21 protein-coding genes are annotated in these 24,011 nt (G+C 32.8%); 17 read left to right on the top strand and 4 right to left on the bottom strand.

What is annotated here, in order from left to right:
• Nucleotides 1-2: 2 nt before the first annotated feature.
• The 5 genes from JOE44_RS07645 to JOE44_RS07625 all read left to right on the top strand — a co-directional run bounded on the left by JOE44_RS07645 (nt 3) and on the right by JOE44_RS07625 (nt 5,259).
• A complete protein-coding gene (locus JOE44_RS07645) occupies nt 3-602 on the top strand; it encodes a DUF6759 domain-containing protein (RefSeq protein ID WP_209785060.1) in 600 nt (199 codons plus the stop codon).
• Nucleotides 599-1,531 carry a Dabb family protein gene (locus JOE44_RS07640; RefSeq protein WP_209785059.1) on the top strand — a complete coding sequence of 311 codons (933 nt, stop codon included), beginning with the start codon at nt 599-601 and terminating at the stop codon, nt 1,529-1,531. Before JOE44_RS07645 ends, JOE44_RS07640 begins: the two co-directional genes overlap by 4 nt.
• 155 nt (nt 1,532-1,686) lie before the next feature.
• A complete protein-coding gene (locus tag JOE44_RS07635) occupies nt 1,687-2,667 on the top strand; it encodes a glycosyltransferase family 2 protein (RefSeq protein ID WP_209785058.1) in 981 nt (326 codons plus the stop codon).
• A gap of 340 nt (nt 2,668-3,007) precedes the next feature.
• Nucleotides 3,008-3,373: a hypothetical protein gene (locus tag JOE44_RS07630; RefSeq protein ID WP_209785057.1), complete on the top strand. Its 366-nt coding sequence runs from the start codon at nt 3,008-3,010 to the stop codon at nt 3,371-3,373.
• Complete coding sequence (locus JOE44_RS07625; protein WP_209785056.1) at nt 3,370-5,259, top strand: hypothetical protein; 1,890 nt, start codon at nt 3,370-3,372, stop codon at nt 5,257-5,259. Before JOE44_RS07630 ends, JOE44_RS07625 begins: the two co-directional genes overlap by 4 nt.
• Before the next feature lie 244 nt (nt 5,260-5,503).
• Here the strand turns inward: JOE44_RS07625 and JOE44_RS07620 are convergent, their stop codons facing one another.
• The 3 genes from JOE44_RS07620 to JOE44_RS07610 form a co-directional block, all read right to left on the bottom strand.
• Entirely contained in the window at nt 5,504-6,736 is a 1,233-nt protein-coding gene (locus tag JOE44_RS07620; protein ID WP_209785055.1) for a hypothetical protein, read from the bottom strand.
• A 375-nt stretch (nt 6,737-7,111) separates the two neighbouring features.
• Nucleotides 7,112-7,744, bottom strand: a complete 633-nt coding sequence (locus JOE44_RS07615; RefSeq protein ID WP_209785054.1) for a response regulator transcription factor — start codon at nt 7,742-7,744, stop codon at nt 7,112-7,114.
• Nucleotides 7,745-7,756: 12 nt separating this feature from the next.
• On the bottom strand, nt 7,757-10,732 hold the full coding sequence (locus JOE44_RS07610) for a HAMP domain-containing sensor histidine kinase (protein WP_209785053.1): 2,976 nt from the start codon (nt 10,730-10,732) through the stop codon (nt 7,757-7,759).
• Nucleotides 10,733-11,485: 753 nt separating this feature from the next.
• Here JOE44_RS07610 and JOE44_RS07605 point away from each other — a divergent pair.
• The 6 genes from JOE44_RS07605 to JOE44_RS07580 all read left to right on the top strand — a co-directional run bounded on the left by JOE44_RS07605 (nt 11,486) and on the right by JOE44_RS07580 (nt 17,740).
• A complete protein-coding gene (locus JOE44_RS07605; RefSeq protein ID WP_209785052.1) occupies nt 11,486-11,911 on the top strand; it encodes a hypothetical protein in 426 nt (141 codons plus the stop codon).
• 956 nt (nt 11,912-12,867) lie between these two features.
• Entirely contained in the window at nt 12,868-14,634 is a 1,767-nt protein-coding gene (locus JOE44_RS07600) for a M12 family metallopeptidase (protein WP_209785051.1), read from the top strand.
• A gap of 21 nt (nt 14,635-14,655) precedes the next feature.
• Nucleotides 14,656-15,297 (top strand): porin family protein, encoded by a 642-nt coding sequence (locus JOE44_RS07595; protein ID WP_209785050.1) that lies wholly within the window; start codon nt 14,656-14,658, stop codon nt 15,295-15,297.
• A 16-nt stretch (nt 15,298-15,313) separates the two neighbouring features.
• Nucleotides 15,314-15,856, top strand: coding sequence for a CopD family protein (locus JOE44_RS07590; protein ID WP_209785049.1), 543 nt, complete (start codon nt 15,314-15,316; stop codon nt 15,854-15,856).
• A gap of 137 nt (nt 15,857-15,993) precedes the next feature.
• Complete coding sequence (gene hemF, locus JOE44_RS07585) at nt 15,994-16,905, top strand: oxygen-dependent coproporphyrinogen oxidase (RefSeq protein WP_245169735.1); 912 nt, start codon at nt 15,994-15,996, stop codon at nt 16,903-16,905.
• Between the two features lie 31 nt (nt 16,906-16,936).
• Entirely contained in the window at nt 16,937-17,740 is an 804-nt protein-coding gene (locus JOE44_RS07580) for an RsiV family protein (RefSeq protein WP_209785048.1), read from the top strand.
• Nucleotides 17,741-17,877: 137 nt separating this feature from the next.
• On the opposite strand, the gene JOE44_RS07575 is transcribed toward JOE44_RS07580, so the two are convergent.
• A complete protein-coding gene (locus tag JOE44_RS07575; RefSeq protein WP_209785047.1) occupies nt 17,878-18,933 on the bottom strand; it encodes a PKD domain-containing protein in 1,056 nt (351 codons plus the stop codon).
• Nucleotides 18,934-19,195: 262 nt separating this feature from the next.
• Between JOE44_RS07575 and JOE44_RS07570 the strand changes: the two genes are divergently transcribed.
• The 6 genes from JOE44_RS07570 to JOE44_RS07545 are packed head-to-tail and all read left to right on the top strand — an operon-like array spanning nt 19,196 to nt 23,990.
• Complete coding sequence (locus tag JOE44_RS07570) at nt 19,196-19,846, top strand: NlpC/P60 family protein (protein WP_209785046.1); 651 nt, start codon at nt 19,196-19,198, stop codon at nt 19,844-19,846.
• 4 nt (nt 19,847-19,850) lie between these two features.
• Nucleotides 19,851-20,786 carry a type VI secretion system baseplate subunit TssG gene (locus JOE44_RS07565; RefSeq protein ID WP_209785045.1) on the top strand — a complete coding sequence of 312 codons (936 nt, stop codon included), beginning with the start codon at nt 19,851-19,853 and terminating at the stop codon, nt 20,784-20,786.
• Between the two features lie 20 nt (nt 20,787-20,806).
• Nucleotides 20,807-21,742 (top strand): TssN family type VI secretion system protein, encoded by a 936-nt coding sequence (locus tag JOE44_RS07560; RefSeq protein WP_245169734.1) that lies wholly within the window; start codon nt 20,807-20,809, stop codon nt 21,740-21,742.
• Between the two features lie 14 nt (nt 21,743-21,756).
• On the top strand, nt 21,757-22,917 hold the full coding sequence (gene tssK / locus JOE44_RS07555; RefSeq protein WP_209785044.1) for a type VI secretion system baseplate subunit TssK: 1,161 nt from the start codon (nt 21,757-21,759) through the stop codon (nt 22,915-22,917).
• 21 nt (nt 22,918-22,938) lie between these two features.
• Nucleotides 22,939-23,451: a type VI secretion system TssO gene (gene tssO / locus JOE44_RS07550; protein WP_209785043.1), complete on the top strand. Its 513-nt coding sequence runs from the start codon at nt 22,939-22,941 to the stop codon at nt 23,449-23,451.
• Nucleotides 23,451-23,990, top strand: a complete 540-nt coding sequence (locus tag JOE44_RS07545) for a hypothetical protein (RefSeq protein ID WP_209785042.1) — start codon at nt 23,451-23,453, stop codon at nt 23,988-23,990. Before tssO ends, JOE44_RS07545 begins: the two co-directional genes overlap by 1 nt.
• Nucleotides 23,991-24,011 lie beyond the last annotated feature (21 nt).

Raw genomic sequence — 24,011 nt, 5'->3', positions numbered from 1 at the left:
CAATGATGAAAGAAATAGTAAAAGCTATGCTTTTGCTTATGCTGTCTGTGATATCGATTCAATGCAGCGGAACAAAAAGCGCATATAATATTTTGTCAAGTAATGATATTAGCGAGATTCAGAATTATCTTGACAGGGCTCATCCGGATGATCCAAAGAATTCTTTATTAAAGAAAAGGATCATAGAGCTTAAAAATAACGCCTGGACGAAAAGGTCTGCGGATTCAAGATCCATCGAAGCCAGACCGGTAATGGTACAAAAGAGCTTTATTGAAGATGTTGATTCTGATAAATTTGAAAAACTTTTACAATCTGATAAGATCAACCATAAGGATAAGACTGTAGATTTTTTGAATGAAATGTTCAATAATAATCGGGATTCACCTAATGCAATATTATTTGTTAAAAATCATAGCCACTGTAATACTATTTTGCATATTAAAGAAGGAGTTGAAGAACATGATCTTGCAGTTCCCCATGATGGTGAAAATTTTATTGTACTTGAAAAAGGCAAGTATACTATTAGCGGAAGTATCTGTGGGGCGAAATATGAAAAGATCAAAAACCTTGATCATGGTATTTACATAACACTAAAATTATGATAGAAAGGCAAAAAAAACAAATAAGTACAGAGAGTGAAGATTTGCTATGGGAATATTGTGAAGTTATTAACCAGTATACAATGAGCAGATATAAGAATGGTTCAAAACTTTTCAGAATTTTATGTGTAGGAGTTTTGACGGTACTGGCATTTTCTGCTTTGTCATGTGATCCGAATTTTGAAGCACCGCAGTCAAGGCAGAGAATCGAGAGATTGATTTTAATCAGATTAAAAAAAGATCTTTCTGAAGAAAAAAGACAGAAACTTTTTCGAAAAATCGCGGAATTAGGTAGTTCCTTAAGGAAAGGTAGATCTTATTTAAAAGTTGAATATGGTTTCCAAAATAGTAAAGAAGGACTTTCAGGAGGATATGATGTAGGAATTAGAATTTCTTTCAGGTCTTATGAAGACCGTGATTACTTTGACGGAAAGTTATCAGGATCTGAAATCTCTGTATCTAGTTATGAAAACTTTAAATCTTCCCTTGCTCCATATCTGGATTTGAATAATGAATTATTCAGTTTTGATTTTGCAAGTAATGAAAAAGGGAATGGTGATTTTCCCCGAAAAGGATACAGAGTGGACCATTGGGTCTTGTTTAAATTTCGAAAAACCATTACAGAAGCCGAAAAACAAGAGGTGATCGACCGCTTTTTAAAACTCAAAAATTCCACGAAAAATGGTAAACCTTATATTCAGTTTATTGAATATGGCTATGAGAATAACACGTCAGCGACAGATCTTAATTTTGAGATAGCGTTCCGCGTGAGTTTTCTATCCATTGAAGACCGTAATTATTATGTTGGAAAACCATTCCAGAATGATCCTGGAAATTTTGATGCTATGCATGATGAATTCAAGAGTTTTGTTGGAGCATATTTGGATCCGGCGGGTGGAGCTCTTGTTTTTGATTATAACGTTATAAAATAGCAAATGCATTATTTTCAGGAGCTCTATACTAATGAATTAGGAGTTATTTTAATCATATATACCGTTTGCTTATCATCCTCATAAAAACTACAGAATGTATAAAGGATCTGTTTTTATTCTGAAGATAAACACAGCAGAGGTTAAAAATTTATTTAATGAAAATTTCCGTTATTATCCCTGTCTGTAATGCAGAAGTACTTATTGCAAACGCTGTTGAATCTGCTTTACAATTTGGAGAAGTTTACGAAGTTATCCTTATTGAAGATGGATCTTACGATCAGTCATTAAATGTCTGTAAAGACCTTGAGCGAAAGTATGAAAAAGTGAAACTTTTTCAGCATTCAGATCTGCAGAATCATGGTGCAGATGTGAGCCGGAATCTTGGAATTGAAAAATCAAAAGGAGATTATATAGCATTTCTGAATGCCAATGACCACTATCTTCCCAACAGATTTGATGCCGAAAGAGAAATATTTAAAAATGACAAAGTAGATGGGATATATGGAGCTTTGGGGGTTCATTACCATTCAAAAAAAGCAAAAGATAAATATTATCATCTTTATCAAAACCGCCTGACAACTGTTTGTGAAAAATGTCATCCTGAGGCTGTATTTGCTGGGCAGTTAACTTTAGGGAGCCTTTTTGGAAAGTTGCATATTGATACACTTACCTTGCGGAAAAGCCCTTTCATAAAAAAAATGACAGAGTTTTTTAAACCGATACCCTCTTACGCAAATACGGAGTTCCTACTACGAATTTCCTTTTATCTAAATCTATATCCAGGTATTATCAACAAACCCATAGCGATGAGGGGTATTTATGAACCTGATAGAGTTAGTATTATCATTCCAGATAAAGAAAACCCTGCTTCAAAAAAGGTTGTTTTATGGAAGGAACTTCATGAATGGGCTGACAGGGAGGACTCCATCTCCGATGAAATTAAAATACATATCCGAAGAATGTACTATAGCTTTAGTATAGGAGATGCTCCATTTTTTAAAAAGTGGAGAATGATCATAAAATATATGATTACAGATTCTACTATAATTCGAGCAGATATTTATAACAGTAATTTCAGAGATTCTTTATTCATTTTACTGTTAATATTTATAACCAATCTTTTTTCATTCATATAGCACTAATTTTGGTGTATAGTCTTTTTTATTAATCCGGTCTTTTGAGACCGGATTTTTTATTAATAACACTCTTGAACTGGATGATGAATTGTCTGCTTTAAAAAAAATGAACGCTATAATACATTGTAAATCAAGTGTTTGCTATTGTGTATACGATTTGTATATACGGAATATCCTGATTGTATACTAATTGTAATGTCAAAATTTAGATAGAAATGTTTTTAAAATCCAATCTTTGCCCACTGATTTAAATCATTATACAATTATTCGATTGATTCATTTCTTAGCCTTAAGAATTGTTCAAATATAAATTTTTTTATTAACCAATAATACATTACAAATGAAAAAAAATTTGATTGCTATTATTTGCTTTGTTTCCGGGTTAACATATTCCCAACAAAATGGAAGTGTGGGAATCAGTAAGGATGTTTCATTCCAACCGGATTCAAAAGCAATTTTGGATGTCGGGTCTGAAGATGCCGGTGTATTATTTCCGAGGCTTACTACTTTGGAAAGAGATGCTATTGCTGTTTCTTCGCAAGATGACGGTCTTTTAATTTATAACACTGATGAAAAGTGTTTTAATTACTATCATGCTATGTCAAATGTATGGAAGCATATGTGTGGTATGGAAGGTTCTCCGATTCCGGTTCCTCATGGCAAACTTGTTCAACAAACTAAAAATTTAAAAAAGAAAAAACAATGAGAAAAATAGTTTATTTTATTCTGTTACTGTTAAGTTGCATGGGCTTTGGGCAAGTGGGAATTGGTACCACAAATCCTAATGCCAAGTCCATGCTAGATGTTGTTTCCACTGCAAAAGGAGTGCTGCTGCCAAGGATGACTCAGGCGCAGAGAGATGCTATTTCACCTGGAACTATTGATGCCAGTCGTGATGGGTTATTGATTTATAATACCGATACAGGATGTTATAACTTTTGGAATATTGCACAGAACAAATGGGTATCATTGTGCCAGAGTTCATGTGATCCCTCATCATTTGCTGATTTTACAATAGATTGCGGTCAGTTTCCAGCTGCAGATACTAATTCGTATACGGTAGGTAATTCTGTTTCAGGAAATACTATAACAGTGAGTGTCAATGTGACTCATATAGGGCCTTATGCTATAAGTATTACCTCTGATAATGGCATTGCATATTCAGCGGGGGGGACGTTTACCTCGACGGGGGTACAGAATGTAACCATTGCTAATGCTACAGGATCTCCTTCTTCATCAACAATGAATTTTATTGTCAAAAGCAATGGGATATCAGTATGTAATTATACTAAAAATTCCTCAGGGGTTGTTGATGCTTATAATTTTAATTGTACGATGGCAACTGTTACTCCTGCTATGATCCAGGGAGTATCAGGCACGGGAGTTGTTAAAGTACCTGTGGTAGTTACAGGAACAAAAGATATTCCTGCAATTAATCAAACGATCAATGGGGTTTCTTACACATTTGCGGGTATTTCTGGAGCAACATCTGCAACAACTTCAATTAATATTGCCTATAGTGGAACTCCTACTACTGCCAGTACAAGTTTACCAATGACCAATTCTAACGGATCATTATGCAGTATTGAAATTTCTCACCCTGCAGCTGCTGCCAGTGCGGCAATTTTTACCAGTTCAGGAGCAACTGCTTCCGGAACTTATACAGTAGCAACAAACCTTACAACATCCAATAAAGTAAGTGTACCCATCAATGTTAGCCAACCGGGTAAATTAAGATTGGTATCAACAGATAAGAACGGTATCTTCTTTGACAGCGGTGAAATCACCGTAGCTGCGGGAAGCCAAACTATTACTTTGAAGGCTGCTACTGCTACAACAGGTAAGTTTCCAATGACTGCAGAGGAAGTTTCCATGGGAGATAATGGAAGTAATAATCAGAAATCGACTTATTATGTGAGCAATACTATTTCAGGAGGTTCAACAATAAATTCTTCTTTTACTATAGATGTAAAACCAAAAGTATGGGAAACGATGATTCATGGGAAACCAACTTCACTTAAGACTGGTGCTAATAATGGAATGATCAGACTTGAAATTGAGGATAACTACAATTTCCAGGGAGGTATAACCGACTTTTATAAAGTCTGGGTAAGAAATACTTCAGGTGCTGCAATGTCAGCTTCATTATTTATAAGATCAAGTGATGATGATTTGGGACAGATTAAGAAGTGGAACGGACCTATCAACTCTAATGAAACTTTAGGGTCTCTTGACTGTTACTTACAGGGAAATTCAAACAAACCTATTACAACCGGCGAAATCGGTGCGCATGCAGGAGCATTTTCACCTTTAATTCTTCCTGAAGTAAGTGGAGTAGGTGTAACATTTACTTTAAATAATAACACTTCAGGTACTGAATGGTTTAATGGTCTTGGAAATAAAAAATTTAAATACCGTTTTATTTTTAATTCAAGAGATTATGCTAATTCCGGAACAAATCTGGCTGTGGTTCTCTATGGAATTTATGATACTTCAGTTTCAGTGACCAATATCGATCCTGGATTTGGTAGTGACATCCCGAAAACACCGGGGGGAGCTGGAGGAAATCCTCTTACAGGTTATTGGCCTTAGAGATTATAAATAAATTAATTTCACTGTAATAAATATTTTAATGATAAAGGGAGTAATATTTTTATTACTCCCTTTAATTTATTAATGTTTATGATTTCAATTGGCGATTTCTTCTGGCTAACTCTTGATTAATTACTTGAATGAATATCTGATTTAGAAACTCCTATTGAGTCACATTTATTTAATTATTGTTTAATTCGAACCTATTAGGATTAATTATTTACTTATGTATTTTGAATATAACTTATATTATTTCTGCTATGCTTTGAATAAAACCACATAGATCATCCTCTTTATTCAGACCAATCTTTTGTTTTAACCTGTACTTTGTTACTCTTACGGTTTTAGGATCTACTTTTAAAATATTTGAGATCTGAAAATTGTTCATATTAAGATAAATATAAGCAGCATATTTCAAATCCAAATGTGTAAGTTTATTTTTAGAAATTTTTTGAATTCTATTGAAGAAGTTAGGATGAACTTCTTTTGCCATAAGCTGAAGCTCATTGAAATCGTGATCTTTCAACTGGTCTTCTTTTAATATCTTTTTAAGATGAATGTTATTGTTTTCTATATTATTCTTTAGCTCGTTAAGTACCACGTTTTTGGAATTGAGCTGAAGCGATGTTACGATAGTCTGTTTTTGCAATCTTTCACTTTGTAGCGTCAATATCCGATATTGTTCTTTAAGGTATTCCTTTTCTGTAGTGAGAAGATTTGTATTGTGTCTATTAATCTTTTGCTTGTACTGTAAAGTAAATATCAAAAAAAGAATTCCTGCTCCAGAAAATAAGGTCATAATAAGAAAGGTGTATTTTTGTTTTATATCTCTTTTATTTTTTGCAATCAATTCTTTGATGAGTTGGTTTTTCTGATTAATATGATAGAAAATTTCCAGTGATTTGTTATCACTTTCTACATCAATCAAAAGTGGAATTTCTGATTCTACAGCATATTCAACAGCTTTTATGGAGGTTTCTTTTATATCTTTTAAATTCTTTCCTTCATTACTATTAGTATTGATCAAGTATTTAGCTTTAAGATTATAAAACATACTGATCAGAAATTTTTCATTTTTTAAACCTTTGAGAATTGCAAAACCGTTGTCATAATCCTGTAAAAATAAGTCAAACTCTTTTCTACCCAGATGATATTTTGCATAACCATACTCTACATATGCCAGATCTAATGACCTTTTTGTCTTTTTGGCAATTTCATTTGCATCTTTTAATAACTCCATTCTTTCTTGCGATTGATGTAAAGCGTCATAATGTAAGGATAATCCTATATAACCAATCACCTTTTTGGAGTCATCAGAGGAATGAATAAAGTTTTCATCTATTATACGTTCTGCCTTATCAAACTTATTATATTTAAGATAACACATTACTGATTTCATATCCTGATTTGAATCAGTTTGGGCATTTGTAATAAAAAAGGCAAATAAAGAGATAAATAAAAAAAATGTTTTCATCATTGATAATGCTAAATCTTTTTAAGAAAATGTATGTTTTATTATTGGTTTATGGATAAGGGGTTATCATTGAGACTCTTGCTGTGAGGGTCAATTAATTCAAACTCCATTTTTACCTGAAGTCTTATAAACAGAGAGTTTTGTGATTATTGTTTGTTTTAACTGAAAATTTTTCAGCACACCAATTGGGCGAGAAGAAGATGTTTTACAATTGGTATATAAATTTAGTAGACAAATGTAATAAGATGTTTTTTATTATTTACCGGATTAATCGTAGTATTATTACGGATATATAGTCATTTTAATATTAAAATTAAATAGAAGTTTATCTGAAAAGAGCTCTAAAAAAGCCGGTTAATAATAACCGGCTTTTCTGTATTAAGTGTAATACTTGTTGTGGAGATGTACTAATTCTGCGATCGAATGGACATTGAGTTTTTTAAATATTCTTAGCTTGTGGGTACTTACCGTGGACATGTGAATATTGAGAACATTAGATATTTCGAGAATACCGTTTCCATCCACGAGCCGATGATAGATTTCCGCTTCCCTTTCAGAAAGCATATCCAAAGGTCTGGACACTTTGCTGGAAGGATTAAAATCATTATTTATTACTTCATGCAGTAATGCCTGTGGATAGTAATATCCTGAAGTAAAAATAGAGTTTACTGCTTCAATAATCTTGATGTCTTCACAGGATTTATTTAAGTATCCGTTAGCTCCTGCAGATAGATAAGATATTGCCTGGCTTTCTTTATGACTTGTAAAAATAAGAATATTGATGTCGTCCTGTATTTTTCTTATATCCCTTATCATATGCTCGAAAGTACTTCCTGGCATTTCGAGGTCAAGAATTAACATGTCATAGTCCTTTTCATTTAATTTCTCAAGAACTTCATGAAAGCTTTCTGCATGGTCAATACTAAAATCGGGATGGACGCCTTCAATAATTATAGCAGTGCCCATTCTTACGACATAGTGATCGTCTGCTATCAGAATGTTTTTTTTCATAATGTCAAATTTTTAATTAGGTATTTTAATTTCTATTTTAGTTCCTTGTGGAGTATTATTGTTAAAGGTTATTTGTGATTTAATTTTTTCAATCAAAAGAAGCACAAACTTAAGACCATAGCCTGATCCTTTTTTCTGTAACTGAACATCTTCAATCAAAATCGAATGGAGGTTGTTATAATAGTAAATTTGTTCAGGTGACATACCGTTCCCATCATCGGTGATCTGAATATAAATAAATGAATTATCATAAGTCATTTCAATTAGAATGTGCCCGTCAATGGTATTTTTTACAGCATTGTCAATGATATTATGAATGATTGCCGCCAATACCGATTTATTGGTTTGTATATACAGTTCATCTTTTGGGTTGAATGTAATAGTGGTATTATTGTCCTGTGCAATATTTTCAAAAAATACTTTTTTCTCCATAAGGAGGTCGTTTAAAAGGTATGAAACAGTTTCTTCTACTGTATTAGTAAAGAGAAATGCATAGTTACCCAGCTCAAGGGTAAAGCGATACAGCAATTCTGAAGATTTATGTATGCTATGGAAATACTTTTTTTGGATTTCCAGACTATCTGTGTCATTGAGTTTTTTAGAAAGATGGGAGAGATGTTTTATCGGAGTTGCTATATCATGAGAGATTGCTTCTATGAGCTTCTCACGAATGATATTACTACTATTAATTTCCTCTTTTTGAGCATCAATTTCTGTATTGGCTTTCGCTAAAAGTTCATTTTTTGATTTAAACCGCCTTTCATTGAATTTAACTACTAAAAATGCTAAAAAGAGAGAAGTAGCAATGACTGCTATTTTAAAATATTGACTTTGATAAAAAAAGAAACCAATTTTTACATCGACTGTCTTATAAATATAATTATTATTAGCATCCAGATAACGAAATATGACCTTGTGGTTTCCTGGTGTCAATTTTCCGACTGTATGTTTTCTATGTACCCCCAAATCTATCCATTTACCATTGTCCACTGCTACATGTAGATCTACATTATTAAAATTATTGAAATAAGGAAAATCCACAAATATCTCTAGGACATTAAAATCGTTGTTGGGAATATTGAGGATATTATTTTTAATAGTTATCTGATGACCATCCAGATGAGCTCGGTCAATATAAAAATCAGTGGACTTCAGGTAGAAAGATTTGACTTTGTCTGGTCTGAAAAAAACAAGACCGTTCATCGATGGAAATACCATTTGCCCATTGCTTAGAATATTCCCGTTAGGATTTCCACCTCCATTAAATTCATTAGTAGGTAAGCCGTCTTGGTCAGTGTATCGGTAGTAACCAACGGACTTATTCAAGTGTTTAGAAAACTGCAGGAGATTTTGAATCCTGACTTTAAAAAGGCCATTATTTGTAGAAATCCATAAATTTTGCATATGATCTTCTAAAATAGTGTGTGGGTCGAGTAAATAGGAGTTTTCATCTACTGGCATACGGACTGTCATGTTTTTCCTTAGAAGATAAAAACCATGATTTTTCGTTAAAATCCAGATATTCCGATCAGAGGTCTGTATTATTCTTTTGCTATGATAATTTAAAATTTTTTTAATTTCTTTTTTTGATGAATCCCCTATGTAAAGTCCATCAAACCCAGCAATAAGAAGTTGCTGATTATTGTATTTTTTCACATCGTAAATTGGATAATTAAAGTAAAAGAGTGGAGTCGTTTTTTGGAGATTATCATCGTATTTAGCAAGATAGTATTTGTTATTTTTTATGTATGTAAGGTATATTTGTTCATCTTTGTTAAATATGACATCAATTTCCTCATGTGCAGGAACTTTTACACTTTTATTATAGTTGTATTTTCTAAGCCGTTTATAAAGCATACCATTTTTGATAAAAAATATATCTTTTGCGTTATTGATCGCCAATGAATATTTTTTATAATCATGGTACATATCTTTATTATCTGGTCTGCGGGGGGTAATAATCTGAGATGTGCTGTCATAAATATTTCCTTGCGGAGTCATTACACTGTTACTATTAAACGGAAGCGTTGAATAAAAAACATTGCTGTCAAATGCTGATTCTGTGACTGGAGAACTGAATTGAGGAATTGTAATGACAAAAAGACCTCTTGCTGAACTTCCTAAGAATAAATGTTGGCTTTTCTCATCATAGACCATTGATTTGATTGTGAGAGCTTTGAATTTTTTAATTAGGTTAGGTATTATGGTAATTTTTTCCGCTCCAAGCTTATCATCTTTATAAGTACTTTTATAAATAATGTCTTTATTGATGATATATACCTTCTGATTGCCCTGGCTCCAGTAGATAATACTTTCAGGATCTGTATATATAGAGCTGCACTCAATCTGTGAAAATTGCCCGTTATTGATTTTTAAAATTTTTTTCTGACCGGAAATGGAGACAAAAACAGTGTTATTATGCATGAACATATTTTTCCATAATCTCATGTTAAAGGGAGCTTTCATTTTCTTTCCAGTATTGGTTAATGGATCATGAATGGTTATAAGATTGTTCCCAATAAAGTAGATATATTTACCTATGTTAATAAATAGAAACTCTCTGTCCATTCTAGGGGTGATTGCATTATTTTTATTATAAAGTGCATATTTTACTCCATTATAAATGGTCGTGGTTTTTAAGTATTTTGTAAACCAGACCTTTTCTTGAGGCACTCGTTTAGAGATTAATAAAGTTGTACTTCCCTGTTCGTCAACATTGAAAATAGTATCTTTTTCTATATTCCCCCAAAAATTTCTATATCTCTGTTTGTTATATTGTTCATCTGTTGTCACAAATTGACTTCCGTCAAAGCGGGTAATTCCGTTTTCAGTTGCAATCCAGAGAAAACCATACTTATCAGTGATGATATCTTTGACACTATTTTGTGGAAGACCATTTTCAGTAGTATAGTTTTGCCATACAAGATCAGTCTGAGCGTACAGGGCAAAATAATTGAGTAATAAAATAAATATAAGTTTACCTTTCATACTTAATATATTTGGTTTTCATTTAAATATTTAACGCGGTTATTAGTATTTGTAGAATAAAATTCGTTTTTGATGAATTTTATTTTTTGGCTCCGAATTTATGAATATTTTAAAAAAATAAATTATTTGTATTTAATTTTCTTAATATTATATTAAAATATAATAATATTCGTAATATTGTTATGTATATTTTAATTCTCTATTTGGTGAATATTTTAAGTGTTATTGCTTTTTTTGTTAAAAATTTTCACAAAATAATTGAATATGTTGAATTACTGATTGGATTTATTTAATAATTTGTAATTCCTGATAAGAATAACGGTGTATAACACCTCCAGTTATTAGGGTGAATAGTAGATATTTTCTCATCTCGTCTTTATTTATACAAATGTAGGTCATAGAATTATCTTGTTGTGTAGTTTTACATTTCAACAAGCATAGTATTATGTTTCATTTTGTATAGATTTAGATCTATATCAATGTGTATAGTGTAGTTTTTTTATTATAAGCTAGCTTTATTCCTTTACTATATTCAAGATTATTGAAGATAAAACGTATTGTAGTTATAATTCTGCATTTTTATAGCGATAAAACTATAGTGTATACTATTGTATAATTTTCTAATAAATGTAAATTTAGATTGTGAAAATAATAATAGCCATGTAATAAAAATATGTTCAGAAATCAAAAGAATTGCTGGACATTAGGTTTAATATGAAATGGCTTATGGTTTAAAATTACAACGATAAAGTTATGAATATTAAAAACATTATATCAAAAGAAAACGGGAAGACTATAGTGTTTTATAAGTATGGGGCTTCTTGGATCGCCTATGAGCAAAGTGCGTACTGTTTATGGCAAACAGGTGAGTATGTTCCTGAAATAAGGCATATGAAGTATCTTAGAAAACATGTTGTCAGTATTAACTTCCGAAGTGTGCTTCTGCCTGAAATTATCAATAAACTATCGACTTTCGGTTTAATAGAGGTGAAGAAAGATCGCGTTCAGATTATTTTAAACAAAAATGTGAATGAACGACATTTTATAAATTGGAAGGAAAGTATTTATTACAGAAATCTAAAGGAAAATGTTCTTTCCTTCTCACTAGAAACAAAAACCTCAGTAGAAGCTTACCAGTTTTTACGAAAAGTCCAGCAAAACCTTAATAATCATTTGTAGATTTTAAATCAATCACTTACAATTATATTATCAATGTTTCGCCATTTCTTTACAAAAGGAAATGGTTTTATTTTAATATGTTGATATTAAGTTGTTTAATAAAATATTTAAAACTATAATTTGCTGTGAACAATAATTCCGTTTGTAATGAAAAAACTATATGTTATTCAAGATAATGCTACAGCTTTTGGCGAAAGCAATCACAATTTTGTTCTTATGTTTGTAGAACAGATTTTAATTCATTTTTAGCAAAGTGATGAGAAAAATGATCAAGTTCCCTCACAGGGTTTTATACCTAAAGCCCTGTATTTTTTCTATAATAAAAACTTTTATTTTCATAATTCATTTAATTAAGGAATTCAGATTATAGTTTGTTTAAACATCTGGGTTCCTTTTTATCTGTTTATATACGATTTCTATATAACCCAGATGCAAATTCATTCGTTTATAAATATCTACGAGATTAGCTTTATTTTTATGATGTCATAAAATAACTACGTAAAATTCTAGTTAATGCTACAATACTTTGTACGCATTGTGAAAATTTTGTTTCTACTTTTGTGATGAACATTTTTTACACGCTAATTTTTTGCTAAACATTTAAAAGTTATGTTGCTTAACAAGGGCCTGGAATGTAGGACCCTGTATTTTTTTATTTAGATACTAAATAAAGCAGCTGCAAATAGCGATTGGTGTGATGCGGAATTTAATGGTTTTATCCGCAAAGAAAAGCCATAAATATTGTTATGTACATTTAGTTACATATTCAATCTTCTGCTTTAAATTTTTTCATAAAAACTTAATAATCACAGCCACATGCCGGGTATTGAACAGATTTAATAACATGTGTTATCTGTAAGATTATGGCTGCTGGAAATCTAATGATGGATATAACTGGAAAATTAATAATTCATGATGTATGGTCTATCATAGAAACCATTTAAAAATAAATAGATATGAAACGCTTGCTATTCGTAGTTGTAGGTATTATTATGTTTTCTTGTAAAGAAGATGATTTTCAAACCGGGACACAGAATCTGCTGTATGAGAGAGGAGAAGGATTGGTTAATGTTGATTACAGAGGCAGGAAGCTTAACGCATGGCGAAATAATGAAGGTGATTACATTGTCGGAGATGATATGATTCTTTTTAACAATGAGGTTACAGAGGTGTCTAATTTGGATATATCAAATAAGTTTGCTGCTGCAGATTGGGATCAGATTCTTGACATTAATGTAACGTTGTGGCCAAAAGGACCCATTAGTTTCAAAGTTGATCCTGCTTTTTCGAATTCAGAATTAGTCCTAATAAATAAGGCTGTCCAACACTGGAATGACAAAACCAATCTGCTTTTTGTTCAGGTTCCCGGTAATGAAAAAGTCTATTTCAAAAAAGTTGATTCTGGTTGCAGAGCTACTGTAGGGTACCCGCTAAAAGGAGGGAAGAGTACTGTTGATGTCAGCCCAACATGTGATTTGCAGAGTATTATTCATGAAATAGGTCATGTCGCCGGTTTAATCCATGAACATCAAAAAACAAGCAGAAATGATTATATTATCATGAAACCGGAAACTTTTAATTTTATAAAAAGCAATTATAACTCTTCTGTATATCAGACTATCGTTGACAATTTAAAAATAGAACGATCGAACCTTGGAGATCCTTTTATATTTGACATGCAATCCTCGATGATGTATGGCTCCTATCCAAGAAATAACATTGCTTTGAGAGATCTTTTAATAAGTAAATCTCTTCCATTTTATACAAAAAAGGACGGAAGCATCGTAGAACGTCCTGTCTTAGGCCTAACAACAAAAGATATAATGCTTGTTCATCATTATTACAGCCAAAAACTTATTTTGAGAAATGTTGATTATAATGTTGTCAGGGTAAAAATTAGGCTAGAGGGGAGTGATCCCGGTATTGTGACTTTAAATCCTGAAGAGGAAATTGTGTTGTATTATGATCCTCAAAAAAATAAATATACTTATAAAGGTCACATTGTACAGCAGGTAGGACTCAATAATGGAAATGACGTTACCAATTATATGAAGTTCAGTTGGTCGGGATCCAATGATATTCGGTATTTTATCAAAGTATCCGACCCAATGGATACTGATGGTTCAATGATATTGGTTAAAGATTATACACATCCGGAGAATGCGGTTTATTACCATTTCACCAATAGAGATGGTATAGATGGAGGCAGTGGTAAGGCAATCGTGGAAGCTTCTAAAAAAGATGACTATTCTTCCTATATCTATTTAAAACGGTGGAATTCAAATATTAGTACAGATGGAAAAATACATTCATTTGATAAATATACTCCCAGCACTTTAAAAATAAGAAATATTAATTATGCTACCCTAGGTAATATCGTTATGAAATTTACAGACTGTTCCAATAAAAAAATTTCGTTGGCGCCTGGACAAAGCATTGCACTGGATTACACAGCAAATGGTTTTGCTTACGGTGGTTGCAAGCTTAAACAGATAGATTTCAATGATGGTGGTTCAAGTGATGATCTCAACTTTAGCCAATCATCCTATTCAGGTGAGGTAACATATCAGGGATCTTCACCCTATATGACAACAATCATAGACCAGAACAGCGCGTATATTTATGGTACTGTAGATGCTGACGGGATCGATGGGAAAGGAGCTAATGTTCAACTTGATGCTTATGCAGCACAAGGGACGATGTTTATAGACATCCGAAAATAAATCAGTTTAATCTACATTTATATGAAAAAACAATCTGTCATTTCTCTTTTGATACTTTCATCAGCATTGACCGCTCAAAAAATCAATTTGGCAGCGGAAGTAGGTTTTGGACTCTCTAATGTGCATACTAATGAAACAACCGGCATCTCAAATACATCAGGATTTAGTACAGGTATTTGGGCTCGTATACCACTTAATCGTAAATTATGGTTTCAGTCGGGAGTCTTTTATTTACCTAAAGGAGCTCAAAAGACGATATCAACGGAAAACTCAACAATAAATACTAAAAGGGTAATCAGCTATTTTGAATTACCTGTGAATGTTGTCTATTATTTTAGTGGAGAAAAGGTTGGAAGACTTTTCGTATCGACAGGTATCTATGCAGCACTTGCCAGTGGAGGTCATACTCTTAAGACGATAACCGGTACAGATAAGGACGTTGAAAAATACAGAAATGATATTGTATTTGGAAAGGATATTAATCAGGTTCGACGCTTTGATTACGGATTAAGTGTCGGTTTAGGTTACCAGTCCCCTCTGGGGATTTACATCAGGGGCCAGTATGAGCTGGGGTTACAAAATGTTGTCAATACAAAATACCTTTACAACAGAAGTTTCCAATTGATGGTCGGATATATTATAAAACATCGGGTAACCCTTTAACGAATAAATACCTGTTATGTTTGCTATAATAATCAAATTGGTGCATATCCTTTCTGTAGGATCTTATTTTTTTGGGATATTTTACGTGGGACAACTGTTCTTAAATTATAAATATACCGAAAAATTTACCAGAGCAAAAAAGAAGATCTTAAGAAGACAATACCTTTTCAACATTGAAAGGACATGGAATATGTTGGTTGTTCCCAGTGGATTGATTATGCTTGTAACTGGCATAATTATGTTTTTTTTTAACAGGCACCTTGTTAAGATGCAGTGGTTTGATCTAAAACTGATTTTTCTCTGTATGCTGAGTACTTACCATTATTGGTTTTTAGAAACAATACGCCATTTAAAAGCCTTACAAGGTTATGATTTTAAAATCACACGTATAAAATTACAGCAGATTAATGAAGTTGGCATTTTACTAATGCTTTTGCTGGGATGCAGTGTTATTTTAAAGTATACAATAATGCTTCATTATGGACTTATCATTACAGGTATTATTATTATAATGATTTTATTGGTTGCAGTTTTAAAATTGCTGAAAAAAGAAAAGTAACATCTGTTTTATTTAATTGATGCTAATGATGATTTACAGAATCAAATCCTATAGCAATATTTCTGCTGATTCTTGTTTTTCTGTATTGAATATAAATTTCAGAAAAAATTACAGCCTGATACTAATTTATTTTAAAGATGAATATTAAAAACGAATTTATAAATTTTATACAGTCACTCCAGGTCCAAATTTGTGATGTGTTGGAGACAGTAGATGGAAAAGCTGTTTTTAGGCAGGATGTATGGAAGCATCCTGAAGGTGGAGGACGTACACATGTTATAGATGGAGGGAATGTATTTGAGAAAGGTGGAGTAAGTACTTCAATAGTTCATGCTAAGCTTCCTGAAATAATGTTAGATAGGGAAGATGTGTCAGGAGGTCATTTTATGGCTTGCGGTATTTCAGTCGTAATTCATCCGGTTAATCCGTTTGTTCCCACCATACATGCAAATTTCAGATATTTTGAACTTTATGATAAAAAGGAAAAGTTAAAAGACTGTTGGTTTGGAGGAGGAGCAGATTTAACCCCTTATTACCTTGAAGAGTGTGACGGTAGATATTTCCATCGTACGTTAAAGAAAGCTTGTGATCCTTTTGGTATGGAGCTGTATCCTTTGTTTAAAAGAAAATGTGATGAATATTTTGTCAATAAGCATCGCAATAATGAGGCAAGGGGTATTGGAGGGATATTCTATGATTATCTGCGCCCGGATGCTGAAACAAACATTGAAGATATTTTTGCTTTTTCCCAATCTAATGGGAATGCTTTTCTGAAGGCTTATATACCTTTGGTTATTAAGAATAAAGATACTCCATATACTGCTGCTCACAAAGACTGGCAAGCTTACCGACGTGGGCGATATGTAGAATTTAATCTTATCCATGATCGGGGAACATTATTTGGGCTGCAAACTCATAGCCGCATGGAATCGGTTCTTATTAGTCTTCCTCCCATTGCAAAATGGAAATATGATTTTCATCCTGTTCCTGGAAGCCCTGAAGCCCAACTGGAAGAATGGCTTAAACCCAGAGACTGGGTTAATGAATAACTCACCGGAATTTTAACACAAATATATTATTATGAAAAATTTAATTGTTATTCCAAGTATTGTTTTTTTTTTCATTACAGCGTGTAAAAAAGCAGAGTCTCATCCTCCGGTAGAGAAAGAAATTTTTGCTATTGATTCTATTAATATCGCAGATACAATAAAAGTTGCGGATTCACTTTCTCTGATCTATTCTTCAAAGCAGCTTTACTTCCCGTTTGTACAAAATACAGATTTGTTGAACAGTATTTATTTCAGGTCTGAAGATTCCACTCATTTTTCGAAAGAAGAATTAAAAATTTCCGTAGAAAAAGATATGCTGAAGCATTATGATCAGTTAAATAAACTTTATAAAACAAAACGACTTAACGGTTTATGGGTATATAAAACTGAAATGCAGGTGAAGTTTTTACTTCATGAGTATATGCATATTCAATATGTTAATATCCGTAATGAGAATGACATGATTAAACAGTGGCTGTACAAAGATAAAATGTTTGATCTTAAGAATAATAAAGAAATGATTCTCAATGATATTACCAGTATATCGAAGGAACAGCTTTTGGCACTCTTAAAAAAGAATATGTACAAAATCTTTTTTAATGTAGCCGGCGAGGTAAGAATTAATGAATTTGATGAAAGGATATTTAAGATGAATGGACTGCGCGAGATTCCCAATATAGATAACTTTTATTTTGATACTAAAGGATTATATTTTCATTATAATCCTTATGAAATTGTTTCTTCTTCCTCTGTTGATTTTGTAATTCCTATTTCCTGGGAACAATTAGAAGGAACCTTAAACCGCGAGTTTAAACAAAGAATGAATATTTCCTAAAGAAAATAACACTAGCGAAATTCAATTAAAATGATGAGTTTCATTGTCAGCTTTCTTTATTCTATTTTTTTTATGTTTTAATAATAAAAAATCAGAGAATCCCATTTTTTCTGTTTTTTTACTTCGAATCATCTCTTTTACTCTTTTATCCATATCATGAATTTCTTCACTTTGAACTCAATGGTAATATGTTCAATACAGTTTTGGTGATCTTTTTCTATTCTCAGATGGGTAACCTTTATTTTTTTTCCACTGATAAGCTGGCAAAGCTGTTCGAATGAAATTATTTTTTTGCTGTTGACAACAACAGGAATATCATACTTCCCACACAGATAAGAAGCGAAATCTTCTTTGGTTTTTGTCTCCGCAGCTACCTGCTGTAATAATATACGAAATTTTTCATTAGAGATTTCAGGTAATTTGTTGTGAGAAGTTACTGTATCTTTTTTAGGCGTAGATTTCGGAGAGACAGGAATATATTTTAATGCATCTACCAGTGGATCTTTCTCCGGATTCCCAATGGGTAGTGAAAAAGAGGAGTGAGGTTTTTCAAATTCATAGGAACTGATGTCAATTTTAGGCTTTTCCCGTTTAGGCATGGGAGCGGCATAGATAGTTTTAATTGCAGAATGCTGTACATCACCATTAACAACTAGGGTGATTTTTTTAGGACCTTCTGAGTTAAATTGATACGAGGCTGTCTGGCCTACGGCATCAATCTGATTGGATTCTCCAAAATTCCATTCCCAGGAAACACCATCTTTTTTGATGGCATTAAAAATAACTGTTTTTCCTGCTGTAACGACATTTGGAGCAATAATCAATGGCAGATTTTCACTGTGTTCATCAGTACTGTGTATCGTTACCAGCTTTTGGTGGACACAATTTTTGTTAATAATTAGGGTAACAATATAATCACCTGGTTTTTTATAGGAGTGCAGTGTACGTTGTCTTTTGTCCACTTGTGTGCTATCTCCAAAATCCCATTCCCAGCTTTTTGCTCCGGGTGTAGTATCATAAAATTCTACAACTTTCCGGGTCGCAAACTCCTTAGCGTACACTACAAATTTAGCATTCTCACAATCTATATGCCGGCTGTATTGATAAACTAATAAAATTGTACCTAACGATAAAAGTAAAATGATACTCCAAAAAACTTTGGGATCAAGACTGAAAGAAAAAAAAGATTTCATTGTTTTTGTGTTTATTAGCATGATATAAATTAATGTGATTGCAACTTATTTTATATCAATATTTTACATTGCTATTTTATAGATTTTATTCTATGCCATTTCATGATTTGAATCATGAAAATGAGAAAATTCATCCTATACATTTGTGCATCTCTAGTATGAAAAAGATCATAATATAACATTTTGATTTTGGTGATTTCTGTCTAGTGTCATTACACAGTAACAGGAAGTCTATACTCGTTTGTTAATACCCTAAATAAAAATGAAATTGTACTTAGAACAATATTGGATTGCTATTGTAACTCTTCTGTCAATACTAGGGCTTGTGTCCTGTGGCAGCGGAAGGTATATCGAAGAGCTTCCCTATCTGCATTCTTCGGAACAGTATACTAAAGAATTAGACGGGATCAAAAAACGGACAGACTCTACTTTTGCCATTGAGAAATTTGATGACAGAAAACTCAATGATGAAGAAATGAGTATCAGGGAGAGATATTCGATTATTATGAGAGTAATGCCTAAAAAAGTTATTAATTATAAATTATATTCTTTTATTGATCAGTGGATAGGTTCTTCTGCTAAGCAAATGTCTAATCAGAAAAATGGAACAGATTGCGCTCAGTTTGCATCTTTACTTTTTAATGAGGTATATCATGCGACAATTTCTCCAATCCCTGAAAAAGTCTTTCGTTCAAAAGATATTGAATTATTTACCGGCAGGAATTTTCTGCAGGAGGGGGATATTTTATTTTTCCGATATGATAAGGGGCATCCGATTTCTGATGAGGGTATATACCTTCAAAATAACAAAATAGTTGCCTGTACAGCTGGTGGATTAAATATTTATGATTTTAATGACCAGTATTTCCAGCTCAGATACATAGCTGCGGGAAGATTAAAACCTAAAAGCTGAGAGAATGAAACATTTTGAAAATATTGCCAGACAGATTAACTCTTTGCCTTATGATATAAGGGCAGAGGTAATCATTAATAATTTATTGGAAAATGATGATTTGCAATCTGAAGATTTTATTATAGAAAAGGATGGGCAGTTTTCAAGGGCCTACCGTTATGATATTCTTGACTCGGGGATAAGCAATTACAGCTTTGGAAGTGCTTCTTTTTTTAAGCTTGTTCTTTCCCGTGACAGCATATACGATATGTTGCCTGAAAATATAGTGCATGATATCAGCAGCGACACTGCGGAGAAAAATGTGGATGTCATGATACAGGAATACAGGATAAAAAAGCAGGATCAAAAGAATGCAAGACTTTTTTTTCAGCCATTTGAAAATGAAATTTTCAATTATGGGGTTCGTTTTGAAGCGTTTGAACAGGACTTTTTTTGCCAGCTGCACGGTTCAACTTTTCCCAAGTTGTTTTATGAACTATTCGGTATCAGTACAGATGTACCATCTGAGATGGCTTCACGGTTAATCAGGATATTGCCGTTTGCTTATAAAATTGTAGGTAATACTGCTTTGACCATTGAGGTGTTGTCTTTGCTTCTGGAGGAAGAAGTCAGAATAAGCAAGAAAAGTTGGAAAAAGTACTATGATGATACGCAGTATAGTTTACTGGGAGATTGTAAGCTGGGCCTGGATATGGTGTCAGGTAATAATTATGACCACTATATGAACCATATCCATCTGTCAGTTGGCCCATTAAGAAACAATTGTTTTTCAGATTACCTTAATGAGGGAAAAATGAAGTTGTTTCTGGATTTGCTTTGTGGTTATTTCTTTTCGGCTGAAACTGAAATAGAGATCACTATACTTCTTTCAAAGGAAGCAGAAAGTTTTGATCTGAATGTAGTAAAAGATACTGTTTTAGGATATAACACAAGGATATAATGCTGCTGAAGAAATATTTTATGAATTTAGTGGAGCCCGAAATTTTGGTTTTCATTCTTGTACTGCTTTCTGTTTGTATTGTTCTTACAGCAATTTTCAGACGCAGGATACCCGATTTTAAAAACATTTACGGCACCAAATTCAATTCATATCTTTTGGGAGTTTTGATTGTTGGCTCATTGATTGGTTTCGTGGGATATAATAAACTTTTCGCAGATCATATTCTGCTAGAGTTTATTTTTTATCAGTTGAGTTCTTTAGTTGTGGGAGGTTTACATTGTTATATGTACAGATCCTTTTTTATGAAATTTGGGAATGAAGTAAAGGAGCTGGAATACTTTTTTGTCCTGTTAATGATTGGTTACAGCATTATTCCCTTTGCTTTAATCTATACTTTCTTCAATGGAATTCAGTTTGTTTTTCTAATGTCAGGACATTATGTATTATTTCTTCTTCCCACATTACTGAATGAAACGTTTAACAGGGCGATGGCAATTCCTCCCCAGATTTACAGAACCTGGCATTTTCCGGAAAATTATAAAAATCTTCCAGGAGTTACAGATGAGGAAATGAAAGACCTGGTGGTTTTTACCTTACTTATTGATAAAGACAGGAATGCAAAAAATTACAGCGCTTATAAAGCCAAAGGTCCTACGAGGATTGACTTCGGCCGGCTTTTTTACAGCTTTATATTGGACTATAATGAAAGAAATTCTGAAAGTGAGATAAAGGTGGAAGGAGAAAATGGTTTTTACGATTGGGTGTTTTTTTTAAGACCTAAATGGTATCAGTCCACCAAATACGTTGACGCTGACTTACCTCTTTATATGAATGGCATTGAAGAAAATAGCGTGGTAATCTGTGCACGGGCACAGCATATGATTATTGAAGAAAATATTAATGAAAATGATGATCTCCCAGACTTTGAATACAAAGAAAGGGAATACGATGAATAAAAATAACAAATAAAATGATAGAAAAGTTAAAATATTTTCCTGTGCATTGGATAGACGGGATGAAGATTAATAAAGGACATTTCACAGATATTCAAAATTTTATAAGTGATTCTGTACGTGATTCAACATGCATTAGGACATCACTTGTGGATTACGGTATTTTACCATCTGGTGATACCATAATGGTCAGTATGTCTATAGATCAGCACAAATTACTAAAAGTTGTTCTTGAAGAGTGTCAGGCTATCACACCGAATGGCTCCCGAATTGATATCGGTACTCATTATGCTGGATTTTCTGAACATACACTTTTACACCCTGATACGAGCTATTTGATCAATGATGAAGAAGATATCAATCTGATGGTATGTGTTTCTGTAAACCATTTCAACAGGATTCCTTTTGGGGAGCCTGATCCTGATGAAAATCCTCCGAGATATCCTTATACTCAGCCAAAATATTCTTTGGAACTTATTCCCGAAAGTGAATTGAGAGGAGGATTGGGCTTTGGAGCAGAATACCTGACCGTTGGAAGAATAAAAGCAAGTGCCGGTGTATGTACTATGGATGATGATTATATTCCTCCTTGTTTAAGTGTATCAAGTCACCCAAAGTTAAAAAAACTTTATGTTGAAATCGACCGCTTTTACAGTCAGATTGAACTCTTTGCATCCCAGATCAAACAAAAAATCCGTGCTAAAAAGCAGAATAATTTGCTATCGTTAATAGTTGATGATCTGGCAGACAAGGCACTGTGGTATCTTGGGTCGGAAATAAACCGCTACCGGTGGTCTGCCCCTTATGCTTCTCCTATGTACATGCTTTCATCAGTCATTGCTTTTGGAAGGATAATAAAGAATTGTATAGAAACTTATACGGGCTCCGGAAAAGAAGAATTATTGAATTACCTTACAGAATGGTGCAATATAAGTCAGGGGGATTTTGAATCTATTTTTTCAGAAGTGCTGAATGCCGAATATAATCATAATCAAATCGGTTCAGCTATTTTGAAAATAGATCGGTTTATTAAAACAGTGGAAGAGATGTTTTCCATCCTTAATCAGTTGGATTATATCGGTAAGAAACGAGATGGCAGTATTTTTATTTCTGAAAATCCAGGCAACCGTGATGCTATTGTTCATTCCAAGAGGAGCCAGTCATTTTTAGCAGATTAGTAATCCTATGACTATTGTATTATGGAAATTCTTAATAAAAAAGAAAGACTGCGTGCATTTCTGTTTTTCATCCTGTTCTTTTTAGTTGCTGTATTTACCTTGGTTGTTGGCCTTTTTTTTAACACTTATTTCCCATTTAAGGAGAACTCATTGTTAAAGGTTGAAAATAATACTCTTAAAAAAGAAATGGAAATTCAGGATCACTTTTCTTTTCAATTAGAAAAGGTAAAATCTGCTATTGACTCTATAGGAGCTCCGGGGAAAAATGATTTCTTTAATGAAAACCTGGCGTTATCGCTCCTTTCAGATATGTATCAAAAGATCCCGAAAGACAGTGTTAAAAATGAGGTGATGTACAATAATATCATTATTGGTTACAAGGATCTGATAGACCGTAAAAAAGAGATCAGACGGCTATCTACAACCGGAAAGGCAGCAGACAGTTTACAGGCAATCAATAAAATCCTGAGACAGGAATATGATAAGGTAAAAACTGATCTAGACGTTTGTCGTCAATTATATAAAGCTCAGTAATGGACTGGTTTAGAATCTATTTTACCCTATTCTGTATTGCTTTTGGGGAAATCTTTTTACACGCGCAAACAATTACAGATTCTACTTCGGAAGTTGCTCAATTCGATTGTAAAATAATACAGAATAAGGAAAAACTGCAAAATAAAAACTTCATCAGTACTCCGGATTTGAGGCTGAGGGCGAACAATGAGGAATTAGTATATGCAGTGATGAAACTGGGAAAAAGAGGCCATAATATTTTTATGTATATCAGGATTATTGATGAAAATGTATGTATCAAGAAGGATCAGGTTCTGGAGATACAGTATACTAATGGCGAAAAAGTCAGTTATAAAAATGACCATTCCGTGAATTGTGATGGAATATTCGTGAGAAAATTTGATCAGAAAGAAATAAAGAAAATCAGTGAAAACGAAATGACTGCCATCAAAATATATACCTATCAAAAAAACTATGAGTTTTTAGTCAGCAGCACCTTGAATTATGATATCAATAATCAGATTCATTGTTTGGCTGCCTATAAGATGAAATCAACGTAGGCTAAAGAATAAACATTATTA

This window comes from Chryseobacterium sp. PvR013, from assembly GCF_017833095.1.
GTDB lineage: Bacteria > Bacteroidota > Bacteroidia > Flavobacteriales > Weeksellaceae > Chryseobacterium > Chryseobacterium culicis_A.
Note: the sequence above shows the minus strand (reverse complement) of the source record. Positions and strands in the feature narration are given on the sequence as shown.

Coding starts and splice junctions, on each gene's coding strand:
- JOE44_RS07620 (WP_209785055.1), bottom strand. CDS start 6,736: ATGATGAAAACATTTTTTTTATTTATCTCTTTATTTGCCTTTTTTATT.
- JOE44_RS07630 (WP_209785057.1), top strand. CDS start 3,008: ATGAAAAAAAATTTGATTGCTATTATTTGCTTTGTTTCCGGGTTAACA.
- JOE44_RS07605 (WP_209785052.1), top strand. CDS start 11,486: ATGAATATTAAAAACATTATATCAAAAGAAAACGGGAAGACTATAGTG.
- JOE44_RS07590 (WP_209785049.1), top strand. CDS start 15,314: ATGTTTGCTATAATAATCAAATTGGTGCATATCCTTTCTGTAGGATCT.
- JOE44_RS07615 (WP_209785054.1), bottom strand. CDS start 7,744: ATGAAAAAAAACATTCTGATAGCAGACGATCACTATGTCGTAAGAATG.
- JOE44_RS07580 (WP_209785048.1), top strand. CDS start 16,937: ATGAAAAATTTAATTGTTATTCCAAGTATTGTTTTTTTTTTCATTACA.
- JOE44_RS07575 (WP_209785047.1), bottom strand. CDS start 18,933: ATGAAATCTTTTTTTTCTTTCAGTCTTGATCCCAAAGTTTTTTGGAGT.
- hemF (WP_245169735.1), top strand. CDS start 15,994: ATGAATATTAAAAACGAATTTATAAATTTTATACAGTCACTCCAGGTC.
- JOE44_RS07570 (WP_209785046.1), top strand. CDS start 19,196: ATGAAATTGTACTTAGAACAATATTGGATTGCTATTGTAACTCTTCTG.
- JOE44_RS07610 (WP_209785053.1), bottom strand. CDS start 10,732: ATGAAAGGTAAACTTATATTTATTTTATTACTCAATTATTTTGCCCTG.
- JOE44_RS07595 (WP_209785050.1), top strand. CDS start 14,656: ATGAAAAAACAATCTGTCATTTCTCTTTTGATACTTTCATCAGCATTG.
- tssK (WP_209785044.1), top strand. CDS start 21,757: ATGATAGAAAAGTTAAAATATTTTCCTGTGCATTGGATAGACGGGATG.
- JOE44_RS07625 (WP_209785056.1), top strand. CDS start 3,370: ATGAGAAAAATAGTTTATTTTATTCTGTTACTGTTAAGTTGCATGGGC.
- tssO (WP_209785043.1), top strand. CDS start 22,939: ATGGAAATTCTTAATAAAAAAGAAAGACTGCGTGCATTTCTGTTTTTC.
- JOE44_RS07545 (WP_209785042.1), top strand. CDS start 23,451: ATGGACTGGTTTAGAATCTATTTTACCCTATTCTGTATTGCTTTTGGG.
- JOE44_RS07600 (WP_209785051.1), top strand. CDS start 12,868: ATGAAACGCTTGCTATTCGTAGTTGTAGGTATTATTATGTTTTCTTGT.
- JOE44_RS07565 (WP_209785045.1), top strand. CDS start 19,851: ATGAAACATTTTGAAAATATTGCCAGACAGATTAACTCTTTGCCTTAT.
- JOE44_RS07645 (WP_209785060.1), top strand. CDS start 3: ATGATGAAAGAAATAGTAAAAGCTATGCTTTTGCTTATGCTGTCTGTG.
- JOE44_RS07635 (WP_209785058.1), top strand. CDS start 1,687: ATGAAAATTTCCGTTATTATCCCTGTCTGTAATGCAGAAGTACTTATT.
- JOE44_RS07560 (WP_245169734.1), top strand. CDS start 20,807: ATGAATTTAGTGGAGCCCGAAATTTTGGTTTTCATTCTTGTACTGCTT.
- JOE44_RS07640 (WP_209785059.1), top strand. CDS start 599: ATGATAGAAAGGCAAAAAAAACAAATAAGTACAGAGAGTGAAGATTTG.